General features: G+C 31.3%; 22 protein-coding genes. 16 read left to right on the plus strand and 6 right to left on the minus strand.

From position 1 onward, the window contains the following. Positions 1–216 precede the first annotated feature (216 nt). The 3 genes from CLCHR_RS18345 (at position 217) to CLCHR_RS18355 (ending at position 3,804) form a co-directional block, all read left to right on the plus strand. Entirely contained in the window at positions 217–1,224 is a 1,008-nt protein-coding gene (locus tag CLCHR_RS18345) for an ROK family protein (RefSeq protein WP_079441361.1), read from the plus strand. Between the two features lie 268 nt (positions 1,225–1,492). Next, positions 1,493–2,389, plus strand: a complete 897-nt coding sequence (locus CLCHR_RS18350) for a PHP domain-containing protein (RefSeq protein WP_079441362.1) — start codon at positions 1,493–1,495, stop codon at positions 2,387–2,389. Between the two features lie 248 nt (positions 2,390–2,637). Next, positions 2,638–3,804, plus strand: a complete 1,167-nt coding sequence (locus CLCHR_RS18355) for an MFS transporter (RefSeq protein WP_079441363.1) — start codon at positions 2,638–2,640, stop codon at positions 3,802–3,804. A 420-nt stretch (positions 3,805–4,224) separates the two neighbouring features. On the opposite strand, the gene CLCHR_RS18360 is transcribed toward CLCHR_RS18355, so the two are convergent. Beyond that, a complete protein-coding gene (locus tag CLCHR_RS18360) occupies positions 4,225–5,064 on the minus strand; it encodes an AraC family transcriptional regulator (RefSeq protein ID WP_079441364.1) in 840 nt (279 codons plus the stop codon). A gap of 197 nt (positions 5,065–5,261) precedes the next feature. Between CLCHR_RS18360 and CLCHR_RS18365 the strand changes: the two genes are divergently transcribed. Both CLCHR_RS18365 and CLCHR_RS18370 read left to right on the plus strand, forming a co-directional pair. Then, on the plus strand, positions 5,262–6,779 hold the full coding sequence (locus CLCHR_RS18365; protein WP_079441365.1) for a GH39 family glycosyl hydrolase: 1,518 nt from the start codon (positions 5,262–5,264) through the stop codon (positions 6,777–6,779). A gap of 2 nt (positions 6,780–6,781) precedes the next feature. Beyond that, a complete protein-coding gene (locus tag CLCHR_RS18370) occupies positions 6,782–8,539 on the plus strand; it encodes a glycoside hydrolase family 28 protein (protein WP_079441366.1) in 1,758 nt (585 codons plus the stop codon). Positions 8,540–8,676: 137 nt separating this feature from the next. Here the strand turns inward: CLCHR_RS18370 and CLCHR_RS18375 are convergent, their stop codons facing one another. Both CLCHR_RS18375 and CLCHR_RS18380 read right to left on the minus strand, forming a co-directional pair. Continuing rightward, complete coding sequence (locus tag CLCHR_RS18375; protein ID WP_079441367.1) at positions 8,677–9,273, minus strand: DJ-1/PfpI family protein; 597 nt, start codon at positions 9,271–9,273, stop codon at positions 8,677–8,679. Positions 9,274–9,542: 269 nt separating this feature from the next. Beyond that, positions 9,543–9,986 carry a MarR family winged helix-turn-helix transcriptional regulator gene (locus CLCHR_RS18380; RefSeq protein ID WP_079441368.1) on the minus strand — a complete coding sequence of 148 codons (444 nt, stop codon included), beginning with the start codon at positions 9,984–9,986 and terminating at the stop codon, positions 9,543–9,545. A gap of 352 nt (positions 9,987–10,338) precedes the next feature. Between CLCHR_RS18380 and CLCHR_RS18385 the strand changes: the two genes are divergently transcribed. The 8 genes from CLCHR_RS18385 (at position 10,339) to CLCHR_RS18415 (ending at position 17,587) form a co-directional block, all read left to right on the plus strand. Then, entirely contained in the window at positions 10,339–11,346 is a 1,008-nt protein-coding gene (locus CLCHR_RS18385; RefSeq protein ID WP_169896843.1) for an ATP phosphoribosyltransferase regulatory subunit, read from the plus strand. 1 nt (position 11,347) lies between these two features. Further along, the gene (locus CLCHR_RS18390) at positions 11,348–12,187 is read left to right on the plus strand and encodes an MBL fold metallo-hydrolase (RefSeq protein ID WP_079441370.1); all 840 of its coding nucleotides are present in this window, start codon (positions 11,348–11,350) and stop codon (positions 12,185–12,187) included. Further along, on the plus strand, positions 12,184–13,236 hold the full coding sequence (hisC, locus tag CLCHR_RS18395; protein WP_079441371.1) for a histidinol-phosphate transaminase: 1,053 nt from the start codon (positions 12,184–12,186) through the stop codon (positions 13,234–13,236). Before CLCHR_RS18390 ends, hisC begins: the two co-directional genes overlap by 4 nt. 5 nt (positions 13,237–13,241) lie before the next feature. Then, entirely contained in the window at positions 13,242–13,718 is a 477-nt protein-coding gene (locus CLCHR_RS18400; RefSeq protein WP_079441372.1) for a hypothetical protein, read from the plus strand. After that, positions 13,715–14,275 carry a hypothetical protein gene (locus tag CLCHR_RS18405; protein WP_079441373.1) on the plus strand — a complete coding sequence of 187 codons (561 nt, stop codon included), beginning with the start codon at positions 13,715–13,717 and terminating at the stop codon, positions 14,273–14,275. The genes CLCHR_RS18400 and CLCHR_RS18405 overlap by 4 nt, the downstream gene beginning before the upstream one ends. Before the next feature lie 54 nt (positions 14,276–14,329). Next, positions 14,330–15,559: a tryptophan synthase subunit beta gene (gene trpB, locus CLCHR_RS18410; RefSeq protein WP_139376269.1), complete on the plus strand. Its 1,230-nt coding sequence runs from the start codon at positions 14,330–14,332 to the stop codon at positions 15,557–15,559. A 563-nt stretch (positions 15,560–16,122) separates the two neighbouring features. Next, positions 16,123–16,245, plus strand: a complete 123-nt coding sequence (locus tag CLCHR_RS25510) for a hypothetical protein (protein WP_278337016.1) — start codon at positions 16,123–16,125, stop codon at positions 16,243–16,245. Between the two features lie 97 nt (positions 16,246–16,342). After that, positions 16,343–17,587, plus strand: coding sequence for a multicopper oxidase domain-containing protein (locus CLCHR_RS18415; RefSeq protein WP_242966149.1), 1,245 nt, complete (start codon positions 16,343–16,345; stop codon positions 17,585–17,587). Positions 17,588–17,763: 176 nt separating this feature from the next. On the opposite strand, the gene CLCHR_RS18420 is transcribed toward CLCHR_RS18415, so the two are convergent. Further along, positions 17,764–18,324 (minus strand): TetR/AcrR family transcriptional regulator, encoded by a 561-nt coding sequence (locus tag CLCHR_RS18420; protein ID WP_079441375.1) that lies wholly within the window; start codon positions 18,322–18,324, stop codon positions 17,764–17,766. A gap of 116 nt (positions 18,325–18,440) precedes the next feature. Between CLCHR_RS18420 and CLCHR_RS18425 the strand changes: the two genes are divergently transcribed. Together CLCHR_RS18425 and CLCHR_RS18430 are read left to right on the plus strand one after the other, a co-directional pair. After that, entirely contained in the window at positions 18,441–19,199 is a 759-nt protein-coding gene (locus CLCHR_RS18425) for an EFR1 family ferrodoxin (protein WP_079441376.1), read from the plus strand. Between the two features lie 169 nt (positions 19,200–19,368). Beyond that, a complete protein-coding gene (locus tag CLCHR_RS18430; RefSeq protein WP_139376267.1) occupies positions 19,369–20,034 on the plus strand; it encodes a hypothetical protein in 666 nt (221 codons plus the stop codon). A 638-nt stretch (positions 20,035–20,672) separates the two neighbouring features. On the opposite strand, the gene CLCHR_RS18435 is transcribed toward CLCHR_RS18430, so the two are convergent. Together CLCHR_RS18435 and CLCHR_RS18440 are read right to left on the minus strand one after the other, a co-directional pair. Next, positions 20,673–21,611: an FAD:protein FMN transferase gene (locus CLCHR_RS18435; RefSeq protein ID WP_079441378.1), complete on the minus strand. Its 939-nt coding sequence runs from the start codon at positions 21,609–21,611 to the stop codon at positions 20,673–20,675. Further along, on the minus strand, positions 21,604–22,551 hold the full coding sequence (locus CLCHR_RS18440; RefSeq protein ID WP_079441379.1) for a LysR family transcriptional regulator: 948 nt from the start codon (positions 22,549–22,551) through the stop codon (positions 21,604–21,606). The genes CLCHR_RS18435 and CLCHR_RS18440 overlap by 8 nt, the downstream gene beginning before the upstream one ends. A gap of 244 nt (positions 22,552–22,795) precedes the next feature. Here CLCHR_RS18440 and CLCHR_RS18445 point away from each other — a divergent pair, with 244 nt between their 5' ends. Beyond that, positions 22,796–23,395 carry an NADPH-dependent FMN reductase gene (locus CLCHR_RS18445; RefSeq protein WP_079441380.1) on the plus strand — a complete coding sequence of 200 codons (600 nt, stop codon included), beginning with the start codon at positions 22,796–22,798 and terminating at the stop codon, positions 23,393–23,395. Positions 23,396–23,407: the final 12 nt, after the last annotated feature.

Below are 23,407 nucleotides of genomic sequence, written 5' to 3' on the forward strand. Positions count from 1 at the left end.
TTATTTGATTATACTAATACTGTTTTTATAAATGAATAGAATGATTTAAAACTGAATAATATCTGTCAAAAATAATACTGTTGATAAATAATAAATGAAACAAGTTTATTATTTTTCAAAAGAGGTTTTATCTTTATTGACAGACTAAGTTATATGATTTATATTGTTTATAAAGACACTTTATAAAGTTAGTTAAAAAAGAAAAGGGGAAAATTGATGAGCAATGTAAATGCCAATTTAGTAAAAGAAATTAATTTAAATAAATTGAGAAATGCATTTAAAATCAAAAAAATAGCTTCAAAACCACAATTAGCAGAACTAACAGAATTAAGTGTGGTAACAATTAATTCTTTAGTTAATATACTTGTTGAAAATGGGGAAGTAATAGAGGATATAATATTGCCATCTAATGGAGGAAGACCAGCGACAGCATATAGATTTAATAGTGAATTTAGCTTGGCATTAGTCATATATATGTATGAACAAAGAAGAGAAGATACAATATTTGTTGCTGTCTCAGACTTATATGGAGAAATTATAGATAAAATTGAGAAAAAAATGGTTGAAATAAAAAAGGATAGCTTTGATAATTTAATTGAGAAAATGCTTATAAAATATCCTAATATAAAAGTGATTAGCTTTGGAATGCCTGGAGAAGAGATAGATGGAAGATTATTAATTAGTGATTATAAAGAACTTAAAGATCAGTTATTTACAACATATATCAAAGAAAAATTTAAATTACCAGTTATATTTGAAAATGATATTAATGCAGCTGTTGAAGGATATTGTTATTCTCATGGAGTAACAGAAAAACAATGTGTAATAGGAATATATTTTCCAAGTAAATATCCGCCAGGTGCTGGAATTTATATTAATGGAGGTATTTACAAAGGTAGAAATGGGCTTGCAGGTGAAATTAAATATCTTCCGTTTGAAGTAGATTGGGAAAACTTTGATTTTAACAAAGCGCAAATGAAAGAAATAATTATTAAAACATTATTTGCTTTTTGTTGTATGTATAATCCAGATATTATTATTATATATGGAGAAGAAATAACTGACACAATTATTTCAGAATTTGAAAGCAAATGTAATTCTGAAATTGAAAAAGTTATGATTCCACAAATAATTATTTCTAATGAATTAAGTCATGATTTTGAAATTGGAATAAAGCATATTGCTTTGAAGTCTTTAGAACCGATTTTACAATTAAAGTTGTAAGAAAATCTTAAATACATCTATTAAATTATGTGATTTATTGTGCCAATATATAGAATAAGGAGCGATGAGGATATTTGGCGCATTTATTATAAATTAATAATAATATCATAAACACTTTGTAAACTTACTTTATTAAGTTGGTTTATAAATATTTGATACTAAAAATTTAAGTGTATTACAAAAATATATATTAAATTAGAAATTATCTTAAATATGAGAATAAAGTTATATGGGATAATAATATGAAATGAAAAAAGGAGAGATTTATATGAGTTCTATTGATTTACACATGCATTCGAATTGTAGTGATGATGGAGAATTTAAGCCACAGGAATTGGTTGATTTATGTTTGAAAAATAAAATAAAATATTTTTCTATTGCTGACCATAATAGTGTAAATGGAATAGAGGAAGCAAAAGAATATTGTATTGGCAAAGATATTGAAATTATTCCAGCAATTGAACTAGATTGTACTATGGATAAAGTTAATTTACACGTTTTAGGTTATGGAATAAATTATGAGAATAAAATATTTCATGAAATTGAAGAAAATATTATAGAGCAGGAACAAAGTGCATCAAAAAAGCGTATGAAATTAATTCGTGAATTAGGTATAGACTTTTCAGATGAGGTTATTGCTTCATTATCTAGGAATGGAGTAGTTAATGGTGAGATGATTGCTGAAGCTGCTATGGAATTCGATAGGGAATACAAAAATCAATTACTTATGCCATATTATGAAAATGGTTCGAGAAGTGATAATCCATATGTTAATTTTTACTGGGATTATTGTGCTCAAGGTAGACAAGCTTATGCAGAAGTAAAGTTTATAAGCTTGAAAGAGGCAATTAAAATTATTCAAGAGAGTGGTGGAATACCTGTTTTAGCTCATCCTGGAAATAATGTTAAAGAAGATATAAAGTTATTAAATGATATTATTTCTTGTGGTATTAAGGGAATAGAAGTTTATAGCAACTATCATAGTAAAGAACAAGTAGAATTTTACAAAGAATTTGCTTTAAAACATAAATTGCTTTTAACTTGTGGAAGTGATTTTCACGGAAAAACTAAACCTAGCATATCTATTGGTGGAACAGATTGTGAAAACAATGAGGAGCTTATTATAGCTGAATTAAAAGAGATTATACATTTAAATTTGATTTAAAGGCGAATGGTTCTCTTATCTTGTATAGCGTTTTAATGTAATTTAATTATGGTATGCAAGATAAGAGTGAAAATACACTTTACTAGATTAATACTTAATTTTAACAATTTAAGTATTAGCTATAAATGGAGGTTTTTTTATATGTTTTGTAAAAGTTTAGAAAATTTTCTGAGGGATTTTTTATGGGGAGCTTTAGCATCTGAATATAAAGGTAAAGGGACCAAATTATATGAAGGTGAGGTGATTTAATGAGAGATTCGTGTGATAATTTAGTTCAGGCGATTCCAGACAGATGGCAACAGCATGCTACGCGCGCGTTTTTTTTCATAGGTGGCTTTGGCGCAGCCTCATGGGCACCTTTGGTACCTCTCTTGAAAGCTCGTTTAGAAATTGATAATGATATGCTTGGTATGTTGCTTCTTTGCATTGGAGTTGGTTCGTTGATCATGATGCCAGTCACTGGGAGCGCAGTAGCTCGTTTTGGTTGTCGAAGAGTCCTAAGTGTTGCTACAGTAATCTATGCCGGAATGCTTTTGAGTCTGAGCAGAGTGGATTCTTTTATGCTCGCAGTACCAGCACTCTTAGTATTCGGTGCAGTTATGGGTATGATTGATGTTACTGTAAATATACATGCTGTTATCGTGGAGAAAGCCTCTGGACGACAATTGATGTCTGGTATGCATGCACTTTGGAGCGTGGGTGGTTTTATTGGAGCTGGTATATTTGGCCTATGGCTGAAGATTGGTTTAACGGCGTTCATTGCAACAGTTTGTGCGAGTGGAATTATGATAGTTTTATTGGTGTTTTTTGGTAGATATTTGCTTATTGACAGTGGTGAAAAGGAAGAATCTTCGATTTTTTCTGTACCACGTGGAATTGTGGTATTTATCGCGGTTATTGCTATGATTGCATTTTTAGTCGAGGGCGCTATTATGGATTGGAGTGGCGTATTTCTTACAACTGTGCGCGGTCTTGATATGTCACTGGCTGGAACAGGATTTGCAGTATTTTCAGCTGCCATGCTTACGATGCGCTTAATAGGGGACTGGCTTGTGCAAAAGTTTGGTAGTAAGCCTATCATTTTTGGTGGGGGTGTGTTATCTGTAATTGGTTTCTTGTTTGTTATCTTGGCACCTTGGCAACTGCTTCTTTATGCAGGTTTTTTCCTTATTGGAATCGGAAGTGCGAACATTGTGCCAATATTTTTTTCTCTACTGGGTAAACAGACGATTATGCCTCTAAACATGGCGGTATCGGCGGTAAGTACACTGGGATATATGGGAATTCTTATGGGGCCAGCAATTATCGGATTTATAGCATCACAGACAAGTCTATATATATCGTTTGGCCTACTTGCAGGGCTTGTGGCATTACAGCTTAGCATTGCAAGCTATGTATATAAGAAAATATTATGAGTTATCAATTTAGGATATAAAGAATAAAATCTCCCTGCAGCCGAGCATAACTGTTATCCACAGCCAGCTCCATAAGCTGTTTACTATATAATAAAAAATATTCTTTTTCCAACCAACATACTTATGTTGTTACAAGTTATTAAAAGGACTTTAGATACTGAATTTTTAGTTTATACATCAACAGATAATCAGATTTTAAAGCTGGTGATTTAAATAGCATAAATCAAATAGTAAAAACAAAAGTATAAGCAAATTTAAGGCAATGAACTCCAAATATAAGTTCATTGCCTTTTTGCTATTCAAGCCACTTTAATAGAATCATTACTGGATCCATCTGCATCTATAACACCCCAAGCTTTGTAGAAATAATAGTATTGTATACTCTAAAGTTTTTAGAATTATAGAATTTATATTATGAGTCTAAGTTTTTTTGAATCTTCCAGGTGAGGTTCCTTCGAGTTTTGTGAAACTGCGTATAAAATTTGCATAATCATTGAAGCCTGATTGATAACAGGCTTCTGTTACATTACATCCGCTTAGAAGAAGTGATTTTGCGCATGCAATTCTGCGATCTAGCAAATAGTGACGCAGTGTCATTCCAGTATGTTTCTTGAATTGTTGGCTAAGGTAATTTTTATCCTGATGAAATCTAATTCCAAGTTGCTGCAGAGAAATAGTTTCATTTAAGTGATTTTCGATGTATTGCATTGTTTCAATAAGGTAGTTAGGCATGATACTGATACTATTGCTTGTATTTTTTTCGAAAATTGAATTAACTAATACAAGCAGTAGAGACAGGTAAGCATCTTTCTGTATGCTGTGTCCATAATCAGTAGATGAAATTGCATTGTCAAGTAAGTTACACAAATTAAATAAATCCTCTGATTGTTTTTGTGTAAGACTTAAGATGTTACCTGTTCCAATGGGACGTTGATAGAAACAGGCAGATAAATCAGTTGTTGAATTAGATAATTTATCCATGTAGGATTTTTTTATGTTAATGGTGATACGCTCGTACAATGAATCATCATCACAGACAATTCGGTGCATTTCTTCAGGATTCATTATTATAAGATCATAGGGAGACAACTGGTAACAGGCATATTCTAGATAAAATTTAACATTGCCCTTCAGAAATAAATATATTTCACAATTATTATGACGATGGTAAGGATAAGTAGCATCACCGATTGTTGATTTATTTTCATAGGTTAAATCTCTGTCTGTAGCCTCTAAATATGGGTTGTTAGATATAGTCATATAATAAGTTCACCTCGATTTCACGCAATAAAGTACATTTAATACGCAATAAATATTGCATTTTATTATGATATCATTTGAGTATAGAAGTGTCAATTAAGTGTTTAATAGCTCCAAACTTATCATTTAATATTTGAAGTTTAGTTGGAGTATAAGAATGGTGGCATTTCAGACTAATAGAAATGGAGGATGTATATATGAGTAAAGCAAAGAGCATTTTGGTTGAACATGGAATTGAGATACCTTTTCACAACCGAATGGATTTTTGTGTGGGTACTGGGCGGATGGGTCTAGCACTGCATAAAGAGTATTATGAGCAATTAAAGTTGGTGCAGAATGTAATTGGTTTCAAACATATACGCGGTCATGGTTTGTTCTGCGACGATATGGCAATTTGTCAGAGCTATGAGGATGAATGTGGAAAGCAAGTATTTGAGTATAACTTTACCTATGTGGACAGGGTTATGGATAGTTATATAAGTCTTGGACTCCGACCATTCTTGGAACTGGGCTTCATGCCAGAGAAAATGGCTTCTGGAAATCAGACAGTATTTTACTGGAAAGGCAATGTGACTCCACCAAAAAACTATAATGACTGGACAGCTATGGTTCAGGCGTTGTTACATCATTTAATTGAACGCTATGGTAAAGAAGATGTATTACAGTGGCCTATTGAAGTATGGAATGAACCAAATCTTAAGAGCTTTTGGAAAGATGGTGACATGCAGGAATATTTCAAATTGTATGAATATACAGCATTAGCGGTAAAAGAAGTGAATCCAGCGTTTAAAATTGGGGGACCTGCGGTTTGTGGTGGAACTGATAAAATTTGGATTCGTTCTTTTCTTGAATATGTTCGAGAGAGGAAACTTCCTTTGGATTTTATTACGCGGCATCATTATGCAACATTTCTTCCTGAAAAATCAGGTCACTATGAGTATACAAAACTTCATGATCTTAAAGAATCATTCAAGTTGTTAGAGACAACTCGAGAAATTGTTGATAGTTTCGATGAATTTTGTGGAATGGATATACACATAACAGAGTTTAACACATCATATGTACCTAATTGTCCACTTCATGATACTAACTTGAATGCTGCTTATACAGCGGCAATGTTGTCACTTTTGGGAGACAAACATGCGTCATACTCCTACTGGACATTTGGAGATGTTTTTGAGGAAAAAGGGGTTCCGTTTACGACCTTTCATGGTGGATTTGGAATGGTAGCAAATGGCTGTATACCAAAACCAACATTTTGGACATTTGCTTTCTATAAGCAGTTGCAAGGAACTTGTATTCATCGTTCAGAGGAAGCAATTATAGTACAATTGCCGGATGGAAACTATCGTGGAATTTTGTGGAACATGGATGTTAATTATACTGACGAACCATTGGAACTTGAAATTAAATTACCAAGTAAACATGCTGATTATTGTTTGATCTCTAAAACAGTGGATGAGGAATGCTGTAATCCACTTAAACTATGGCATGATATGGGAGAGCCAGCGAATTTGTCAACAGAACAGATAGCTTTGTTGAAGGAACATGCAGTACCACTTATAAAATTAGAAAGTATGGTTTCAACAGAATTAGAAATAGATATAAGTTTTAAGCTAAAACCAAATGCAGTTATTTATTTTGAACTAAAAAAAGTAGAAAGAAAAAGTGATCGCGGATATTCCTATGAGCGAATTTTGAAAGGAGAAAAATAATAATGAAAAAAGATAAAATTGATGTGCAAAAATTTTCTGACATTAAATATTCATTATCTGTAATGGATACAGTTATACTTGAAAGTGGGGAAAATAAAAAATATACATTTGAGTCTGTAAGCGGAAAAGTAATTGCTTCTACCATGTTTCGTTTTTGTGCAACAGGTCGTGGGAAAAACGTCATGACATTGTATGATGAAAATGGAAAACCAGCCATATCAATATGGTGTGATGGTATGTGCATTCTTGCTTATGATGGAAATGTTCGAAAAAAAATATACAGATATAAGGACGGATTTTGGTTTAGTGTATGGGTGTCCCTTGATACTAATAGTAAAACTTATGATGTTTGTGTCGATGGTGAAAAATGCTTGAGTGGTGCACTATTTATGAATCCTGTTAGTGAAATTGCTTCCTATGAAACAGGTTCACGAATGGGAAGTTTTATGGAAAAGCAGATTTTTGTATATAAAAACCCTGTCCAATCAATAGAAGAAGCAGCTGGTAAACGAAAAATTTATGATGTGACACATTTTGGTGCTATTGCAGATGGCGTGACAGTTGTGACAGATAAGATACAAAAAGCTATTGATGAGTGCTCAAAGAACGGTGGCGGAGTTGTATATTTGCAAGGGGGAACATATCTTTCTGGAATGATAGAACTTAAGAGTGGAGTTGAATTGTATTTAGAAACTGATGCAACGCTTAAGGGAGTTACTGATACTGAGGCTTATCCAACTATGACTTCTAAAAATAATCCTAATTGGAATATGATAAAGAGCGGACCTCAAAAAGCTTTGATATATGCTGATGGAGTGAATGGAGTTATTATTCAAGGAGGAGGAACAATTGATGGAAGTGGTAATTTTCCAGGGGATTATGGATCAGAAAGCAGCAGGCCAAGTGCAATTTTGTTAGTAGGCTGCAATAATTCGAAAATACAAAACATTGCAGTAAATAATGCTGGTATGTGGACTATACCGTTAGTAGAGTGTGACAGTTTCTATATGAGAGATGTGAATATTTCTTCATATTGGTTCCCAAACAGAGATGGGATAGACATATGTGACTGTCATGATGTTTTGGTTGAAAATAGTTATTTTACTGCAGATGATGATACTGTATGCTTTAAGAGTGGTCATGAAAGATGTTGTGACAATATTTTGATACGTCAAATGATGATTGTAAGCACTATGGCAAATGCAATTAAGTTTGGAACCTTCAGCTACGGCGGATTTACTAATTGTACAATTTGCGATTGTGTAGTTAAAGATACAAGATTTTGTGCTATGTGTGTAGAAGTTGTTGATGGTGGTATTGCAGAAAATATACATTTTGAGCGTATAGAAGTTAAGGATGCTGGTTCTGCATTTTTTATAGTGCTGGGTGATAGGGCTAATATTCCACCAGATGGAATTCATCGCATGGGAAGCATTAAAGATATTTATTTTGAAGATATTTATGTTGAGAATCAGCTTAAAAATTATGGAAGCTATATATCTGGGGTTAAAGAAGATGGAAAAATACACAATGTTAAAAATATATTTTTCAAAAATGTGAAGGCAGAATTCCGTGGTGGATTAACAGAACAACCAAATGATCCACCTGAGTATTCAGGAAAAATCTATCCAGAAAGCGATATGTATAAGCAGCTTCCTGCATCAGCATATTATTTACGACATACTGAAAATGTAGTTTTTGACAGTTGTGAGACAATTGTTACTGAAGAAGATGTACGAAAGAAAATAGTAGAAGTGTAGATTATTTCTTTAGATTTGGAGTGGATTTTAAAGGTCACGCTTCGCATCCACAATGAAACCCACGATAATTTGTCGTGGGTCATTTATTTTAAATACAATTAATTATTGTAGATGGTTCTAATAACCTCTAAATATATTTACAAGCTTATATCTTGATAAAAACCCATTAGTCTTTTTACATTCTGACAATTTACTTTAGATGTAAGCATTTCTAAAAGTTTAAAAGCAACATCGAAAGCAGTTGAAGGATTATAAGAGGTGATTATATTATTATCTATAACAATAGGTTCAGTGCCAAGAACATTTACGCCAAATTCAGATAATTGTTTTTGTCTTATTCCAAAATTATATGTTGTGGCATTTCTGCCAACTAGTACTCCACTTTTACCAATAGGTAGTGCACCAACGCAGATAGATGCTATTATTTTGCCAGCTCTATCAAATTCTCTGATTATGTTTAGGAAATCTTCACTATAAGCATCTTCGTAAAATCCTGCCTCTTCAAATCCGCCTGGTATGGCAAGTGCATCAAATTCATGAATATTGATTTCGCTGATTTTCATTTCAGGAATCACAGTGAAATTAAAGGTGCATTTCAAATTCTCTCTTATTCCAGCAGTTATTAACTCTGTAGTACCATCTCCATCTGATTTATTCCAACCTATAACATCTGTAAAAACGCTTGCTTCTACAGCTTCAAAACCATTGGCAAGAAGTAGTAATACTTTTTTCACACTTAACATCTCCTTTAATTATATATCTTTAAGACTTGTTTTTCTTGATTATAGCACTACACATACTATCAGTAAAATTGAAATAAATGAAGTTAATAATCGAGATATATGATATTGTTAAAGTATATATTTTAGGGATAAAGGAATGAAAGTAATGGAAATTAGGCATTTGCAAACATAGTTGAACTTGATGGGTTTACAAAAGTAGCAGAGCATCTGGGGTATGCTCAATCAAACTCACTAAATTTATGTTTGGACTTTTATAGATTCTAATCATTTTTTAGCTGTGCTACAGAATTTTGTACATTATTAAAAATTAATTTTAACAATCTAATAGATTCTGAATATTCATTAGAGTCCATTCCTTGACTTAGCATATTAGTTAAATCAGCTTGTATATTATTTAGAATTGGAATAAAATCCATTCCTTTTTTTGTTAGGTATAATTTGTTATATCTCTTATCATCTTTGTTTTGAGCTCGATCAATGTATCCATTTGTCTCTAATTTAAGTAGAGCTTTTGCAGTTGTTGCCCTATCAATTTTGATTAATTCTGTCAAATCCTTTTGTGAGATTCCCGGATTATTATAAATAGCAGAAACAAAAATATATTGTCCACTACCAACCTCATAAGGCTTTAATCGATTATTAAGAAGTATGTGTAAGTGTCTATAAATTACAGAAATGTACCTGCCAAAGGATTCATCTTCCATATAGTTTCCTCCTAAAGTTAATAATAATTATGATGTATGATGTATTTGAAATTATTTTAAATATAACAAATAAATGATTTATATGCAATTCTTTTAAATAGAAGATTTGTTTGAAAACTTTTTTGAAATTAAAAATATATGATGTATTTGCAATTAATTTAAAAATAATTATAAAATATTATAAGATTATATTATTTCACATAAAATGGGGTATGCAATTTGAAATATATTGTGCAAATAAACAAAAAGTAGTCACTAAATGTAATTAAATACATGTAATTCAAAATATTGACATAAAGAATTGATGGATATAGAATGGTAATGCAACTAAATAATGAATGGAGGAATAATATTGTTAGTACCAGGCGTAAGAGAATGGTTTGGATATGAAGCTAAAATTTTTATGGATTTAAGAAATGGTCTGGAGAATTCTCTTTTAAATCAAAACTTTAATTATTTTTATGGAGGAATAGTATCGAAAAAATCAATCTATGAAGAAAATATTTCTAATTTAGGTGAAAGATTTATTGATAATTGTATTGAGTTTAGCCTTAATGGAAAGGATATAGGAACTATAATTTCACCAGAAGGCACTTTTAGAGTTTATGATTATCTAAATCGAAATAATAAGATTCACAATCATTCAGGACAAGTTTTTTATTCTCAAGAATTTTTAAGAAATGAATCAGAAGAAGATGTTGGTAAAGGAAAAACTATATCATTTTGGCAAACTGGATTTGAAATATACGGAAAAACAGAAATAGAGTCAAGTCTCCTTGTATTAAAAAGTTTAATTAATTGTTTTAAGGCAATTAATTTTGATGATGTTTATTTTAGAGTATCGGACAAGAGGATATTAGAAGGATTGATAATTGATTTACCATTAGATAAAAGAAGAGAAATATATTATTTAATTGATAAATGTAAGGAAGATGGTACCACATTTAAAAATTATTATATAAAGAAAGGTGGAGATAATAAGATTGCTGAGAAAGTAGAACAACTATTAGATTTAGATAAAAATCAACAATTAACTTTGGATATACTAGATTCGTTTACAAATAATTCAATATCTCATAATGGAATAGAATTTCTTAGACAGGTATTACGTGAATTAAAAAAAGAACATAAAGATGAAAATATAAAAATAATACCATTCATGGGTAAAAGTTGGGACGCATGTGATAGCTTACTATTTGATGCCCGTCTGCCTGAATATGAGTATGCTGTCGCTGGTGGAGGAAACTTGTTTGCTTTTAATGAAGACAAAAAAATAATAAAGAGTGGTGCAGGAATTGGAGTTACAAGATTAACTGAATACATTATAGAGCACAAGAATTTAAAAGCAATGGAGTTATAAAATGAAAGTAATAACTTTATGTGAAAATAGATTAGAACCAAGTTTTGGATTGAAAGCATCTCACGGATTGTCTTTATATATTGAACATGAAAATCATCATTTGCTTTATGATGTTGGACAAAACAGTGTTTTTATAGAAAATGCACAAATATTAGGTATAGATTTAAGTGCATGTGAAAACATTATTATCAGTCATGGGCATTTAGACCATGCTGGGGGATTGAGTTACTTAAAATGCAACGGAATAGATTATCAAAAAGTAATTATAGATAAAAATGCTTTTGAAGAACGGATTAGGTTAAATAAACAGAAAATTATGGACATAGGCATAAGCAATAAGTTAAGTTATCTGAAAAATATAGGACAAGGTATAGATAGAAGTTTTGAAATAGTTAAGGGAATATGGTGTATTTCTAATGTAAAAGTATCTAATAGATATTGTGGATTAGAAAAAGGATTATTAATTAAGGATAGGCAAGGGAATATAAAAGATGATATCTTTCAAGATGAATTAAATTTAGCAATTGAAACATCCCAAGGTCTTGTAGTTATATCTGGATGCTCTCATTGTGGAATAATAAATATATTAGAACATGCACAAAGAGTTACAGGCATAAATGAAATAAATACGTTTATTGGAGGAATGCATCTAACATTTGCATCAAAGGAAGATGTACTAGCAACTATAAATGAACTTAAAAGGTTTAGCATAAAAAGATTTATTGTAGGACATTGTACAGGGCTTGATGCTATAACTTTAATGAAAGAGCAACTCTCGAAAGATGTTGAAATTATCAATAATTATGTGGGCTATGAATTTAATAAGGAGGAATTAATATGAAATATAAATCACCGTATAAAGGGGTAGATAAATCTAAAGTAGTTTGTTTAGCAACAAATGAAAGTTCATATCCATTATCACAAGATATACAAGAAAGCTTATATAAAGAAATAAATTTTACAAATCGATACCCAAAAGTTGATAATGAAGAATTAAAGCAGCTTATAGCAGACAGGTATAATGTAAAGTCTGAAAATATACTTATTGGAGCAGGTTCTGATGAGCTTATAACACTTACAGCATTGAAATTTGTCAATAACGGAGATAATACTATAATGTCTGATCCAAGCTTTTTTAGATACAAAGATCTAACGGAACTTGCAGGTGGAAATTGCAGATTAGTTAAAGGAAAGAATTTTTGCCATGATTTAAAGGCTATCAAAGACAGTATAGATGCTAAGACCAAAATAGTATTTATATGTAATCCAAACAATCCAACAGGAACATTCATTTCAAATGAAGAGATTGAATCTTTTGTTAAGGATATTCCTAAAGATGTAATAGTTGTTATAGATGAAGCTTATTTTGATTTTGTGTATCCTAGGAAACTTCAATCGTCTGTAAAATTTATAGATAAATATCCTAATATAATTGTATTTAGGACTTTCTCAAAATTCTTTGGGTTAGCCGCTTTAAGAATTGGATATGCAGTAGGAAATAAGGATGTAATAGAGAGCGTTAATAAGTTAAGATCTCCTTATAATGTTAATTCTTTAGCACAAGCAGCAGCTATTGAAGTTTTAAAGAAAAGTGATTTTTTTGATAATGTATATTATGAAGAGATAGAAAAGGAAAGAACATATTACTATGACTCATTTAAAACATTAGATATAGAGTATATACCATCTCAAGCAAATTTTGTATTTGCAAAGTTCGGTAAAGAATGTGAAAAATGGTGTGAGGAACTACAAAATTTAAATATTATTATTAGGCCATGTAGAATGTTTGGATATCCTGAATATGTGAGAATAAGTATTGGAAATTCAGAAGAAAATAAAAGGTTAATAGAAGCACTTGAAAATATAGTAAGCAGAGCAAATGAGGAATAAGAGTTATGGTTGAGTTAACATATCTGGCTATAATTATTATATTTTCAGTTTACTTATATATTAAAGATAAAAATAAATTAAAAGTAGCTGGAGTGGGATTTAGAAAGGTTACTTTTAGTCTAACTCCATATGTGCTCGGTATAATATTGATTGCTAGTATTATACAGGTATGTATTCCAAAAGAGATAATAGTTTCATTACTTGGAAAGGATAGCGGATTAATCGCTCCAATTCTAGCTGCTGTATTTGGAAGTATTTTTGAAGGACCAACTATAATAGCATTTGTTTTAGGAGCAAGCCTACTTGTAAGTGGAGCAAGTATAGCGGCAGTAGGAGCATTTATTTCTTCTTTTTCAATGGTTGGATTAGTTGCAATTCCTTTAGAGAAAAAGGAATTAGGGATTACGTTCACAGTAGTTAGATTTGTAATAACACTGAGTGCATCAATACTAATAGGATATTTAATTGGAGTTATAATATGAATAAATTTATTAAAACCATAAAAAATAATTTATTATTAACAGCAGCAGTAATAGCTACCTTAGTCATATGGATATTTGATCATAATAAGGGAATGGATATTTTAATAAACTTTTTAAATACATGTGAAAGTACAATACCAATATTAATTTTAATGTTTGCTCTATTAGCATTTATAAAAGTAGGCATGAATTCTGATGCCGTGCAAAAAGGGGTACAGAAAAACACAGGAATAAAGAGTATTATGTTTGGATATATATTTGGACTTTTAGTGAGCGGTCCAATTTATCCGGGTTTTTCACTGAGTAAAATACTTATGGAACATGGTATTAAAATTCGTGTGGTTATAATAATGCTTAGTACATGGGCAACTTTAAAAGTAGCTTTACTTCCATTTGAAATTAAAATATTAGGACTACATGTTACTATAGTTCGCTGGATTGTAACAGGTATAGTAATATTTTTAATTGCTATATTGTGTGAAGCTGTAATTAAATACTTTGAAAATAAGAAAAATAAATTTATGGAAAAAGAAAGAATAGAAGAAATAGATATATAATTGATAAAATAATTAAGTTTAAGGAGGGTTAATATGAAATTTAATCCAGATGAAATGAGTGGTTTCTTTGGAGAATTCGGTGGACGTTACGTTGATGAATCACTAATTTCAGAGTTAGAAAAAATAGAAGGATTTTTTAAGGAATGTGTAAAAGAGGATGCTTTTTGGGATGAGTTTTATGATTTGTTAAAAAACTTTGTTGGAAGACCTACACCTCTTTTGTTTGCAGAAAATACAACTAAAGCTTTAGGCGGAGCTAATATATATTTAAAACTGGAATGTCTAGCTAATACAGGAGCTCATAAAATAAACAATGCTATAGGACAAGCACTTTTAGCAAAAAAAATGGGAAAAACTCGTATTATTGCTGAAACAGGAGCAGGACAGCATGGTATAGCAACAGCTTGTGTTTGTGCAAGACTGGGATTAGATTGTGAAATATATATGGGAGAAATAGATACTGAAAGACAAAGACCAAATGTATTTTGGATGGAGATGTTTGGAGCAAAGGTTATTCCGGTTACTAGTGGGACAAGAACTTTAACAGATGCAGTCGATGAAGCGTTTAGGGTATGGTCAACAAGAACAGAAGATACATACTATCTAATAGGAAGTGCTTTGGGACCCTGCCCTTATCCTGATATGGTAAGGGAATTTCAATCTATCATAGGAAGGGAAACAAAAAAACAGTTTTTAGAAAAAAATAAAGTATTACCAGATATATTAATAGCTTGTGTTGGTGGGGGATCAAATTCTATAGGATTCTTCAGTGATTTTCTTGATGATATGGATGTTAAACTTATTGGTGTAGAAGCTGGAGGTCGTAGTAATAGCTATGGTGATCATGCTATTAGAATGACTGGTACAAAGGGAACGGTTGGAGCTATACAAGGATATAAGTCACTTTTTTTACAAGATAGTGATGGAAAATTACTTCCTACACATTCAATAAGTGCAGGATTAGATTATGCAGGAATAGGACCTCAACTAGCTTATCTTGGAGAAATTGATAGAATACAATTTACAAGTGCTAAAGACGAAGCTGTAATAAATGCAGTAAAATTCTTAGCGAAACATGAAGGGATTATTCCTGCATTAGAGTCATCACATGCTTTAGCAGAAGCTATAAGACTTGCACCTACTCTAGAAAAAGGAACGAATATAATTGTAAATGTATCTGGTAGAGGAGATAAAGATATATTTATAACTGCAAAAGCTATCGATGAGGCAAAATGGTTTAATTTTTTGGAAGAAGAACTTAAGAGATTTAAGGCAGAGAAATAAATATATAAGTATAAGAAGTTATATAATGTGGGCCATTTTATTAGAAATTTGATAAATCATTATATGATCTTATTTTATAGAAGATTCAAGATGATTTAAGAAATACGTTAAGTATAGGAATAAGTACTAAACAATATGATTAAACATTAATGCATAAAATATAATTTTAAATAAGATACAAAAGTCTGTATAACAATTAAGAATAGAAGATGAGATTTAAAATATGCATCCAAATGAGTGGGTGCATATTTTTATATCAAGTTCAATCATTCTTCCTTCACAAAACCCCCTGGGGTTTTTATGAGCGAAACGAATTTGCTAAAGTTCTGAAGAGGAGAGACTGCTATTTTACACTGCCTGCACAAGAGCTCTTCATAAATTTAATATAGATTATACGGGAAGGCTGACATCACTTATCAAATAAGAATAATGATAGATTTTATTGAATCAAATGTCATATTTTCTGGTATTGCTAAGTTGAACATAATTACACTTTTATTATTAAGTGCATATAATGAAGTAACCAAATGAAATACCAAAGTTAAGTACTAGGAGATGATGAAATGAGTATTAGACATTATGTTTTATTAGCTACAGAAGGATTTATATATTTACCTTTAGATGATCACTATGTACTACCAATAGAGAAAAAGTTTATATCTTTGGATTTACAGGTGGACTTTTAGAAGTAGATGGAAAGAAAATGAGTATCTAGATTATAACGATTCGAATAACTGGAATAAGATCTTAGATAAGAAAGGTGCAGCTATTATTCCAGGTACTATGATTTGGGGAGAAGTGGGTGATAATATATATATTACTCTTATTAATATTGGGATGAAAGAACTTCCAGATTTCATGGACCTTCACACAGTTCACATGCATGGTGCCCACGTTGCTACGCAATTAGATGGTTTTCCTGAAAGTTCTTTTGGTGTTCCTATGTGGGAAAATACAGCCGAAGCACCACCTAATGCAACTTATTACTTTCATCCAGAAGATCCAGGAACCTTAATGTACCACTGTCATTTAGAAGCTTCTGAACATGTTCAAATGGGAATGTATGGGGCATTAGTAGTATATCCTTCTATGGGAAGTTTGGCTAAAAACGGAATTACGAAATGTGGTAAATGTGGCTGCTGGAAACTATATGGAGATGAATTATACCATATTCCTAAAACAGCTACAAATAGAAATTTTGCTTATAACAATATTCATAGTTATTTTGATAAGGAATATGTGATGCTTCTATCTGATATAGATTCAAGATGGCATCAAAATGTTTATGATCAAGGTCAGCTAAATCCTCCTGTACCTTTTAATCCAGTAGATTTTAAGCCAGACTTTTGGCTGGTTAATGGAAGAGCTTTTCCTGATACTCTTACTCAACATCCGTTAACTTATGATACTTCAATTAATTCAAATCTTACCCAAGTTAACTATGAATCTTATGTCCATGTAAAAACTAATGAAAAATTCTTACTACGAATGATTAATATGGGATACCAAGTTGTTCCATGGCACATTCATGGCTGGCACTTTATGGTTGTAGGAAAAGATAGCCATTTGAGTCCATTTTTAGCCTTTGCTGAGGCCAATAAACACATTAATCACCAATTAACAGAAATGGGATTTACTAATACTATTGGATCTGGAGAAACCTATGATTTAATTATTAGTGCAGAGGATAAAAGAAAATTATATAGAAATTATATTGTGAATGGTAAAGATAATTTCCCATCCCTTTGCGAGCAGCTTAATGAGATTTACGACATTGATAATAATGCTATTTTTGATATTCCAGAAGAACCAATAAACTGTAAATATCCAAATTTAATAAGATTAACAAATTATATAGAAATTTGTGCGCAGAGTCCTAACAATTCAAATGATAAGTTTTTTCCACAATTTTATCCAATGCATAATCATGATGACTATAAGGTTACTAATAATGGAAAATATCCAGATGGGCAATTAACAATGATTCAAGTAGATAGACCAGACAATAAAATGCAGAAAGAACTTTAGTGTGTTCAAAAACTTAATCTTCTAACTTAAGAATAATTTTAATATAAAAAGCAGGGTTAATTTCTTCTTAAAAAAATTAGCCCGTGTTTTTGAAAAGACAGTATAAGTAACAAGCTAAGGCTGAGTATTATAAATAGTAATTTGAAATAATGATATAATCCATTGGTACTAATGAATTATATAAAAGAGATTCTAGCAATATGATTTGAAAGTCGCGCATGAACCATTTCTGCCATCTTCTCGTCACTTTCTATCATGCCATTTTTGCACCATGATATCAATACATTAAAAAAACCTCCAGCAATGAAGTCAATATTATATTTTTCAAATTCAGGAGAGCAGTCCATGGTGCATGTTATAGCAGTAGATAAGATATTAAGAAATTCAACAGATCGTTCAAGTATTAAATGGGTTAATTTAGATTGAAGTAGGTTCTCAATAAATTTTTGTTGTTGTCTAAAATAATAAAAATATAATCGTGTCATTTCATAATTACTAATTTCTTTATTATTTAAAAGGGTTGAATATTCTTTAAAAATGTCATCCAGATGATCAATAATGATATCCTCCATTATGCTGTAATTACGATAGAAAGCCATTCGTGATACACCAGCTTTTTGTGATACTTCAGTAATAGAAATATTCTTAAAGTCCTTTTTCTCCATTAAAGTCATAAGAGCACCAAAAATACTCTCTTTTGTAATCTTATTCTGTTCAGAATTATATTTATTAGTCATAAACAATTTTCCTCCTTTTGTAACAGCTAGCCTATATTCACTTGAATTATTTAAGTGATCAAATTATACTATAATCCATAAGAGGTTACAAGTGAAACGTCTGAAAGGAGAGCGTTATGAAAATATTTTATTTTACAGCAACTGGCAACAATTTATATGTGGCAAAGAGAATCGGAGGGGAAAGTTATTCTATTCCTAAGTTAATGAAATTAGGACAGTTTGAGTTTGAAGATGATAAGATTGGTATTGTATTTCCAAGTTATTATGGAGGGGTTCCTAAAATTGTTGAGGAGTTTCTAAATAAAGTTAAACTAAAAAGTAACTATATTTTTGCTGTAGTTTCTTTTGGATCTCTTTCAGGAGCAGTCGTACCTGAGCTTTTAGAAATTGGAAAAAGAAATCAAATCCAGTTTTCATACATCAATGAAATACTTATGGTTGACAATTACCTTCCAGTGTTTGATATGGATAAAGAGATGAAAAAAGAGCCAAAGAAAAAAATAGAAGAAAGCCTTGCTCAAATAATTAATGATATCCAGGTTAAAAAAGTATATATCAAGAGACACGCTGCAGTTATAAGGTCTATTGAAGCAATATTAAAAAAGGTTCATTCTAAGAATAAGGCTAACTCTGAATATGATAAGAATTTCTATGTAGAAGATATCTGCAATAGCTGCAAAGTTTGTGAGAAAGTTTGCCCAGTAAATAATATTAATGTAGATACTAAACCTGTTTATAAAGGAAATTGTGAGCAGTGTTTAGCCTGTATTAATCATTGTCCACAGAATGCTATACGACTTAAGCAGGAAAAAAGTAAAGCTAGATTTATTAATAAAAATGTTAAATTGAAGGAAATAATAGAGGCAAATAATTAATCTATTCTAGGTGGTAAAGGGATGTTTGATTATAGATAACACAACGGTAACTTAAACTTATGTATATAACCAACCGAAAGAGAATGTACCTTTTGATATGTTTAATTATGTAACATCTTAATAGAATTAATCATATATTGAACTATACCAAAGATTTAGGAGGTATAGTGTGATGTATGATTTAAAAGAAAAAATAAAAACGGTTGAAATAAATCTGCCAAAAGGGAAAGTAGTGATTGTTCTACCGGAAGATGTACCTGTAGATTATTCAAAAATTAAAAAGATTGAGAAGCAACAAAGAGAAGCTGATCTTGGGAACTCTAACGGAGTTCCAGCAACAATTTCATTAGCTTCTGTAAGTGGAGATTTACTTCAAACTTATAGAACAACTGATGAATTCTTTCTATATTTCAATTATATATCAAGAACTGTAGTCCTAAAGTCAGAACATTTACTTGCAAGGACTTATGATATGAATTTAAATGCAATAGATACTAAGATAGTATCTAAAGTAGTAATGTCATTAAAGGACTTTATCGCTGCCAGATTTAATTTCCTATCCTTACCACCTCAAAACCCACAAAATGCACCAATGCATGTAAATGAAATATGGGTTGCTGACGAAGCTATTGTTTATAACACAAGAAATGTTGATGATATCATGTTTTTAGGGCATAAGGGAGTTGGTCTTGTTACTACAGAGGAAACAGCGCTCTTTACAGTTTTGTATCAAAATGGCAAGGTTACAGCGGAGAATGTTTCTACTTTCATGATTATTTCTACAAAGCGTTTAACCACTTATTTATGTAACGCAATAGATACTAATTTATCTTAAAAAAAGGGGCTATTTCAACAGCCCCCGTTATGAAAATATTAGTCTTCTAAATTCCAATTTTCTCCTGTTGTATATATTGGAACTCCATCTTTTTCGCTAGTTTCATATATAGTGACGTCTGTTGAAATTAAGTTATTGTAAGCAGAATTTTCATCTTTCGAGTTATCTACATTTATGAATTGACTTCAATAAATGAAAAACTTAAAGCAAATATAATAGGAATTAGTATTAGTGATTTTATTATATTTTTTTGCATTTTTACTGTTGCCTCTTTAATATTTGTAAAAAGATAATACTAAAATTTAAAATAAGTGAATTTGATTTAGATTTTCCAATATCAAATTTATTCAATCAGAACAAGATTAATTTAGAAAGAGATAATGAATTTTTAATAGAGATTATGCAATCAAATCTAAGTAATAGAACTATATATGCTTTTGTACATTAAAAAATTATTTTAAAAATGGGCTTAAATATGTAGTAAAAGTAATTTGCGATAAAAATTCTGTATAAAGAAGATTTGGTGGATTTCAAAGGTCACGCATCGCCTCCACCATAAATATTCACAACCGCCTGTAGGTACCTTGAATATCTACTTACAAGCGGTTGTGTTTTTTGAAGAGTAAGGGTAGGGAAAATTACATTGTTAATGGAGATATTTTTCCTAGAAGATTATCTGTATGGGCTAGTTTTCCATCCACAGTTATTACAACAGCACCCATACCCTTAATTCTATTAACTCTATGAATAATTGAAGCAGCATCTAATCCAAACAATTTTGTAGTATATATATCGCAGTCTATGGATTTATCAGCAATAATAGTTAAAGAAGCTATATTACTTTTTATTGGGTAGCCTGTTTTGCTGTCAAATATATGGTGGTATTTACTTCCGTCCTTTTCAAACACTCTCTCATATATTCCTGAGGTTACAACGGATTGATTTTTTATTTTGACAAGTACCACTGCATTTCCTCTTGGTAGAAACGGATTTTGTATTCCTACATTCCAGTCACCGCCGTTAGAGGGTGATTCTCCAAAAACGAGAACATTACCTCCCATATCTACCATAGCTGAAACAGCCCCATTATCCTTAAAGAATTCCATAACTTTATCAGCAAAATAGCCTTTAGCTATGGCTCCAAGGTCTATTTCAATGCCTTTTTTTAAGAAATACACGGTCTTTTTTTCATCATCTAGTTGTATATTTTCAGGCTTTAAAAGTTCCAGTACCTTTGCTATAGATTCTTTATCTGGTACATGTGCCTCCTTAAAACCTATTCTCCATAATTTTATTAATGGTCCTATTGCAATATTTAAATATGTATTCTCACATAGACTATGTTTTTTTCCTATTTTTATCAGCTCGTATAGCTCCGCATCCACTTCTTGCGGAGCCAATGAAGCTGTTTTTTTAAGCATTGCAAGCTGTGAGTTATCACTGTTGGCACTAAATACTTCTTCATAATGAATCAGCATATCACAAGCCTTTTCAGCAAGTTTTTCAGTAGCCTCTCCCTTTATATATAGAGAGATTTTTGTTCCCATAAGATATATTATCTTCGTATACTCATTCATCTTGATCTCCTATGTTGAAATTATTTTGCCCATGAACTAGAAATGCATCTATAAGATCTTTATCAATATCAGTTAGTTTTCTTTCACTATGATATGCTATAAAATAATCTAAATTCAGCTCATCAATTGGAATTTGATATATGTTGTATTCAGATGGACATTCCTTTACATAGACGCTTTCTGGTATAAAGGTCAGTCCTAAATTACTCGCTGCAAGGTTACGTGCAGTATTGATTTCGGTGCTTTCCATTATGATTTTTGGTTCCACCTTATAAATGCTTAATAATTGATCTATCTGCTTTCTTATAGCAGATCCTTTGGAAGTTAGTATCAGCTTTTGACGCAATATATTGTTTATGTCGATAGTTCCTTCTGGAATAATGGCGATGTCTTTCTGATATAAATCACAGCAGCGAGGAATAATAGCACGGTATCCGTGTCTGCCCCAAGTAATCGAGCTTAAGTTCGGAGAAATATTTCTTGAATTTTGTCCAAGCCAAAAATCCAATTCACCATTTTGAGTAAGTTTCTCATTTTTTTCTGGTAAAGCCTCTGAAAGCTCTATTCTACAGTTTGGATGCATATCCAAAAACTTTGGTAAAAAAAGAGGTAAAAGGTAGGTTCCAAGGCTAGGAAGCACTCCTATCTTTATAACCTTGCTATCTATATCCGACACAGCTGATATTTCTCTAAGGAGCCGCGCATAATTATTTTCTATTGAAGTTAAATACTGATAATATATCTTCCCCTGCTCGGTTAAGCGATAGGGAAGCTTGTTACGACTTATAAGCTCGCAGTTTAACTGACTTTCTATCCTTTTAATAACCTGTGTCAAGTGAGGTTGAGAAATATAAAGTGATTTGGCAGCCTTGCCATAATTACTGTACTTTAAAATGGCATCAATATAATACAAAATATCCTGAGAATAGTATTTTGACATTTAATTCATCCTTTTGTGAAATAATTAGGCACATGAAAATAAATAACGAGTCCCAAATAGCCTTGCAAGTGGACTTGTTATTTATGTAATAGTGCCTTAACTCATTTAATCTTGTGTTCGATTATAACAAATATGTTATCAAACTTCAATAAATAACTATTAGATATAATATATTTAACATGTTAAAATTATATCAAAGAATTACTAAAATTATGAAACTTTGAAATACAGAAAGGGGATTACTATGAAATATTTAGCAATTGTAGGCACTAACTCAGATGTGTCAACTAATCGTATGCTGCTTCAATTTATGCAAAAGCATTTTTCGAGTGAGGCAGAGATAGAACTATATGAAATTAAGGATTTACCTGCCTTTAATGAACCAGAGGATTCCGATGTTCCTGAAAAGGTAGCAGAATTATCTGATAAAATACTAAAAGCAGATGGAGTAATAATAGCAACTCCAGAGTATGATCATGCCATACCTGCGGTTTTAAAGAGTGCTCTTGAATGGATTAGTTACACTAGTCAGGCACTTACTGACAAGCCTGTTTTAATAGTGGGGGCTTCTCTTGGTACACTTGGTTCTTCTCGTGCACAGGCACATCTTAGACAAATACTTGATTCACCTGAGCTTGCTGCCAGAATCATGCCAAGCAGTGAATTCCTTTTAGGAAAATCACAGGGGGCATTTGATAGCACAGGAAATCTTATCTATTCAGATAAGTTATCAGAGCTTGATGAAATTTTCAGAGAGTTTCTTCTATTTACAGACATTACATCAAAACTTTTAGCAGAAAAAGTTTTACATAAAAAAATTAAAAAATTCACTTGGGAAGAGTAGGAGGATTAGTAT

The organism is Clostridium chromiireducens, from assembly GCF_002029255.1.
Lineage (GTDB): Bacteria > Bacillota > Clostridia > Clostridiales > Clostridiaceae > Clostridium > Clostridium chromiireducens.

Bases quoted from the DNA above. Each gene is read 5' to 3' on its own strand.
- CLCHR_RS18435 (WP_079441378.1), bottom strand. From the start codon at position 21,611: ATGAATGAGTATACGAAGATAATATATCTTATGGGAACAAAAATCTCT.
- CLCHR_RS18445 (WP_079441380.1), top strand. From the start codon at position 22,796: ATGAAATATTTAGCAATTGTAGGCACTAACTCAGATGTGTCAACTAAT.
- CLCHR_RS18360 (WP_079441364.1), bottom strand. From the start codon at position 5,064: ATGACTATATCTAACAACCCATATTTAGAGGCTACAGACAGAGATTTA.
- CLCHR_RS18355 (WP_079441363.1), top strand. From the start codon at position 2,638: ATGAGAGATTCGTGTGATAATTTAGTTCAGGCGATTCCAGACAGATGG.
- CLCHR_RS18405 (WP_079441373.1), top strand. From the start codon at position 13,715: ATGAATAAATTTATTAAAACCATAAAAAATAATTTATTATTAACAGCA.
- CLCHR_RS25510 (WP_278337016.1), top strand. From the start codon at position 16,123: ATGAGTATTAGACATTATGTTTTATTAGCTACAGAAGGATTTATATAT.
- CLCHR_RS18420 (WP_079441375.1), bottom strand. From the start codon at position 18,324: ATGACTAATAAATATAATTCTGAACAGAATAAGATTACAAAAGAGAGT.
- CLCHR_RS18370 (WP_079441366.1), top strand. From the start codon at position 6,782: ATGAAAAAAGATAAAATTGATGTGCAAAAATTTTCTGACATTAAATAT.
- CLCHR_RS18415 (WP_242966149.1), top strand. From the start codon at position 16,343: ATGATTTGGGGAGAAGTGGGTGATAATATATATATTACTCTTATTAAT.
- CLCHR_RS18365 (WP_079441365.1), top strand. From the start codon at position 5,262: ATGAGTAAAGCAAAGAGCATTTTGGTTGAACATGGAATTGAGATACCT.
- CLCHR_RS18440 (WP_079441379.1), bottom strand. From the start codon at position 22,551: ATGTCAAAATACTATTCTCAGGATATTTTGTATTATATTGATGCCATT.
- CLCHR_RS18345 (WP_079441361.1), top strand. From the start codon at position 217: ATGAGCAATGTAAATGCCAATTTAGTAAAAGAAATTAATTTAAATAAA.
- CLCHR_RS18380 (WP_079441368.1), bottom strand. From the start codon at position 9,986: ATGGAAGATGAATCCTTTGGCAGGTACATTTCTGTAATTTATAGACAC.
- hisC (WP_079441371.1), top strand. From the start codon at position 12,184: ATGAAATATAAATCACCGTATAAAGGGGTAGATAAATCTAAAGTAGTT.
- CLCHR_RS18400 (WP_079441372.1), top strand. From the start codon at position 13,242: ATGGTTGAGTTAACATATCTGGCTATAATTATTATATTTTCAGTTTAC.
- CLCHR_RS18390 (WP_079441370.1), top strand. From the start codon at position 11,348: ATGAAAGTAATAACTTTATGTGAAAATAGATTAGAACCAAGTTTTGGA.
- CLCHR_RS18425 (WP_079441376.1), top strand. From the start codon at position 18,441: ATGAAAATATTTTATTTTACAGCAACTGGCAACAATTTATATGTGGCA.
- CLCHR_RS18350 (WP_079441362.1), top strand. From the start codon at position 1,493: ATGAGTTCTATTGATTTACACATGCATTCGAATTGTAGTGATGATGGA.
- trpB (WP_139376269.1), top strand. From the start codon at position 14,330: ATGAGTGGTTTCTTTGGAGAATTCGGTGGACGTTACGTTGATGAATCA.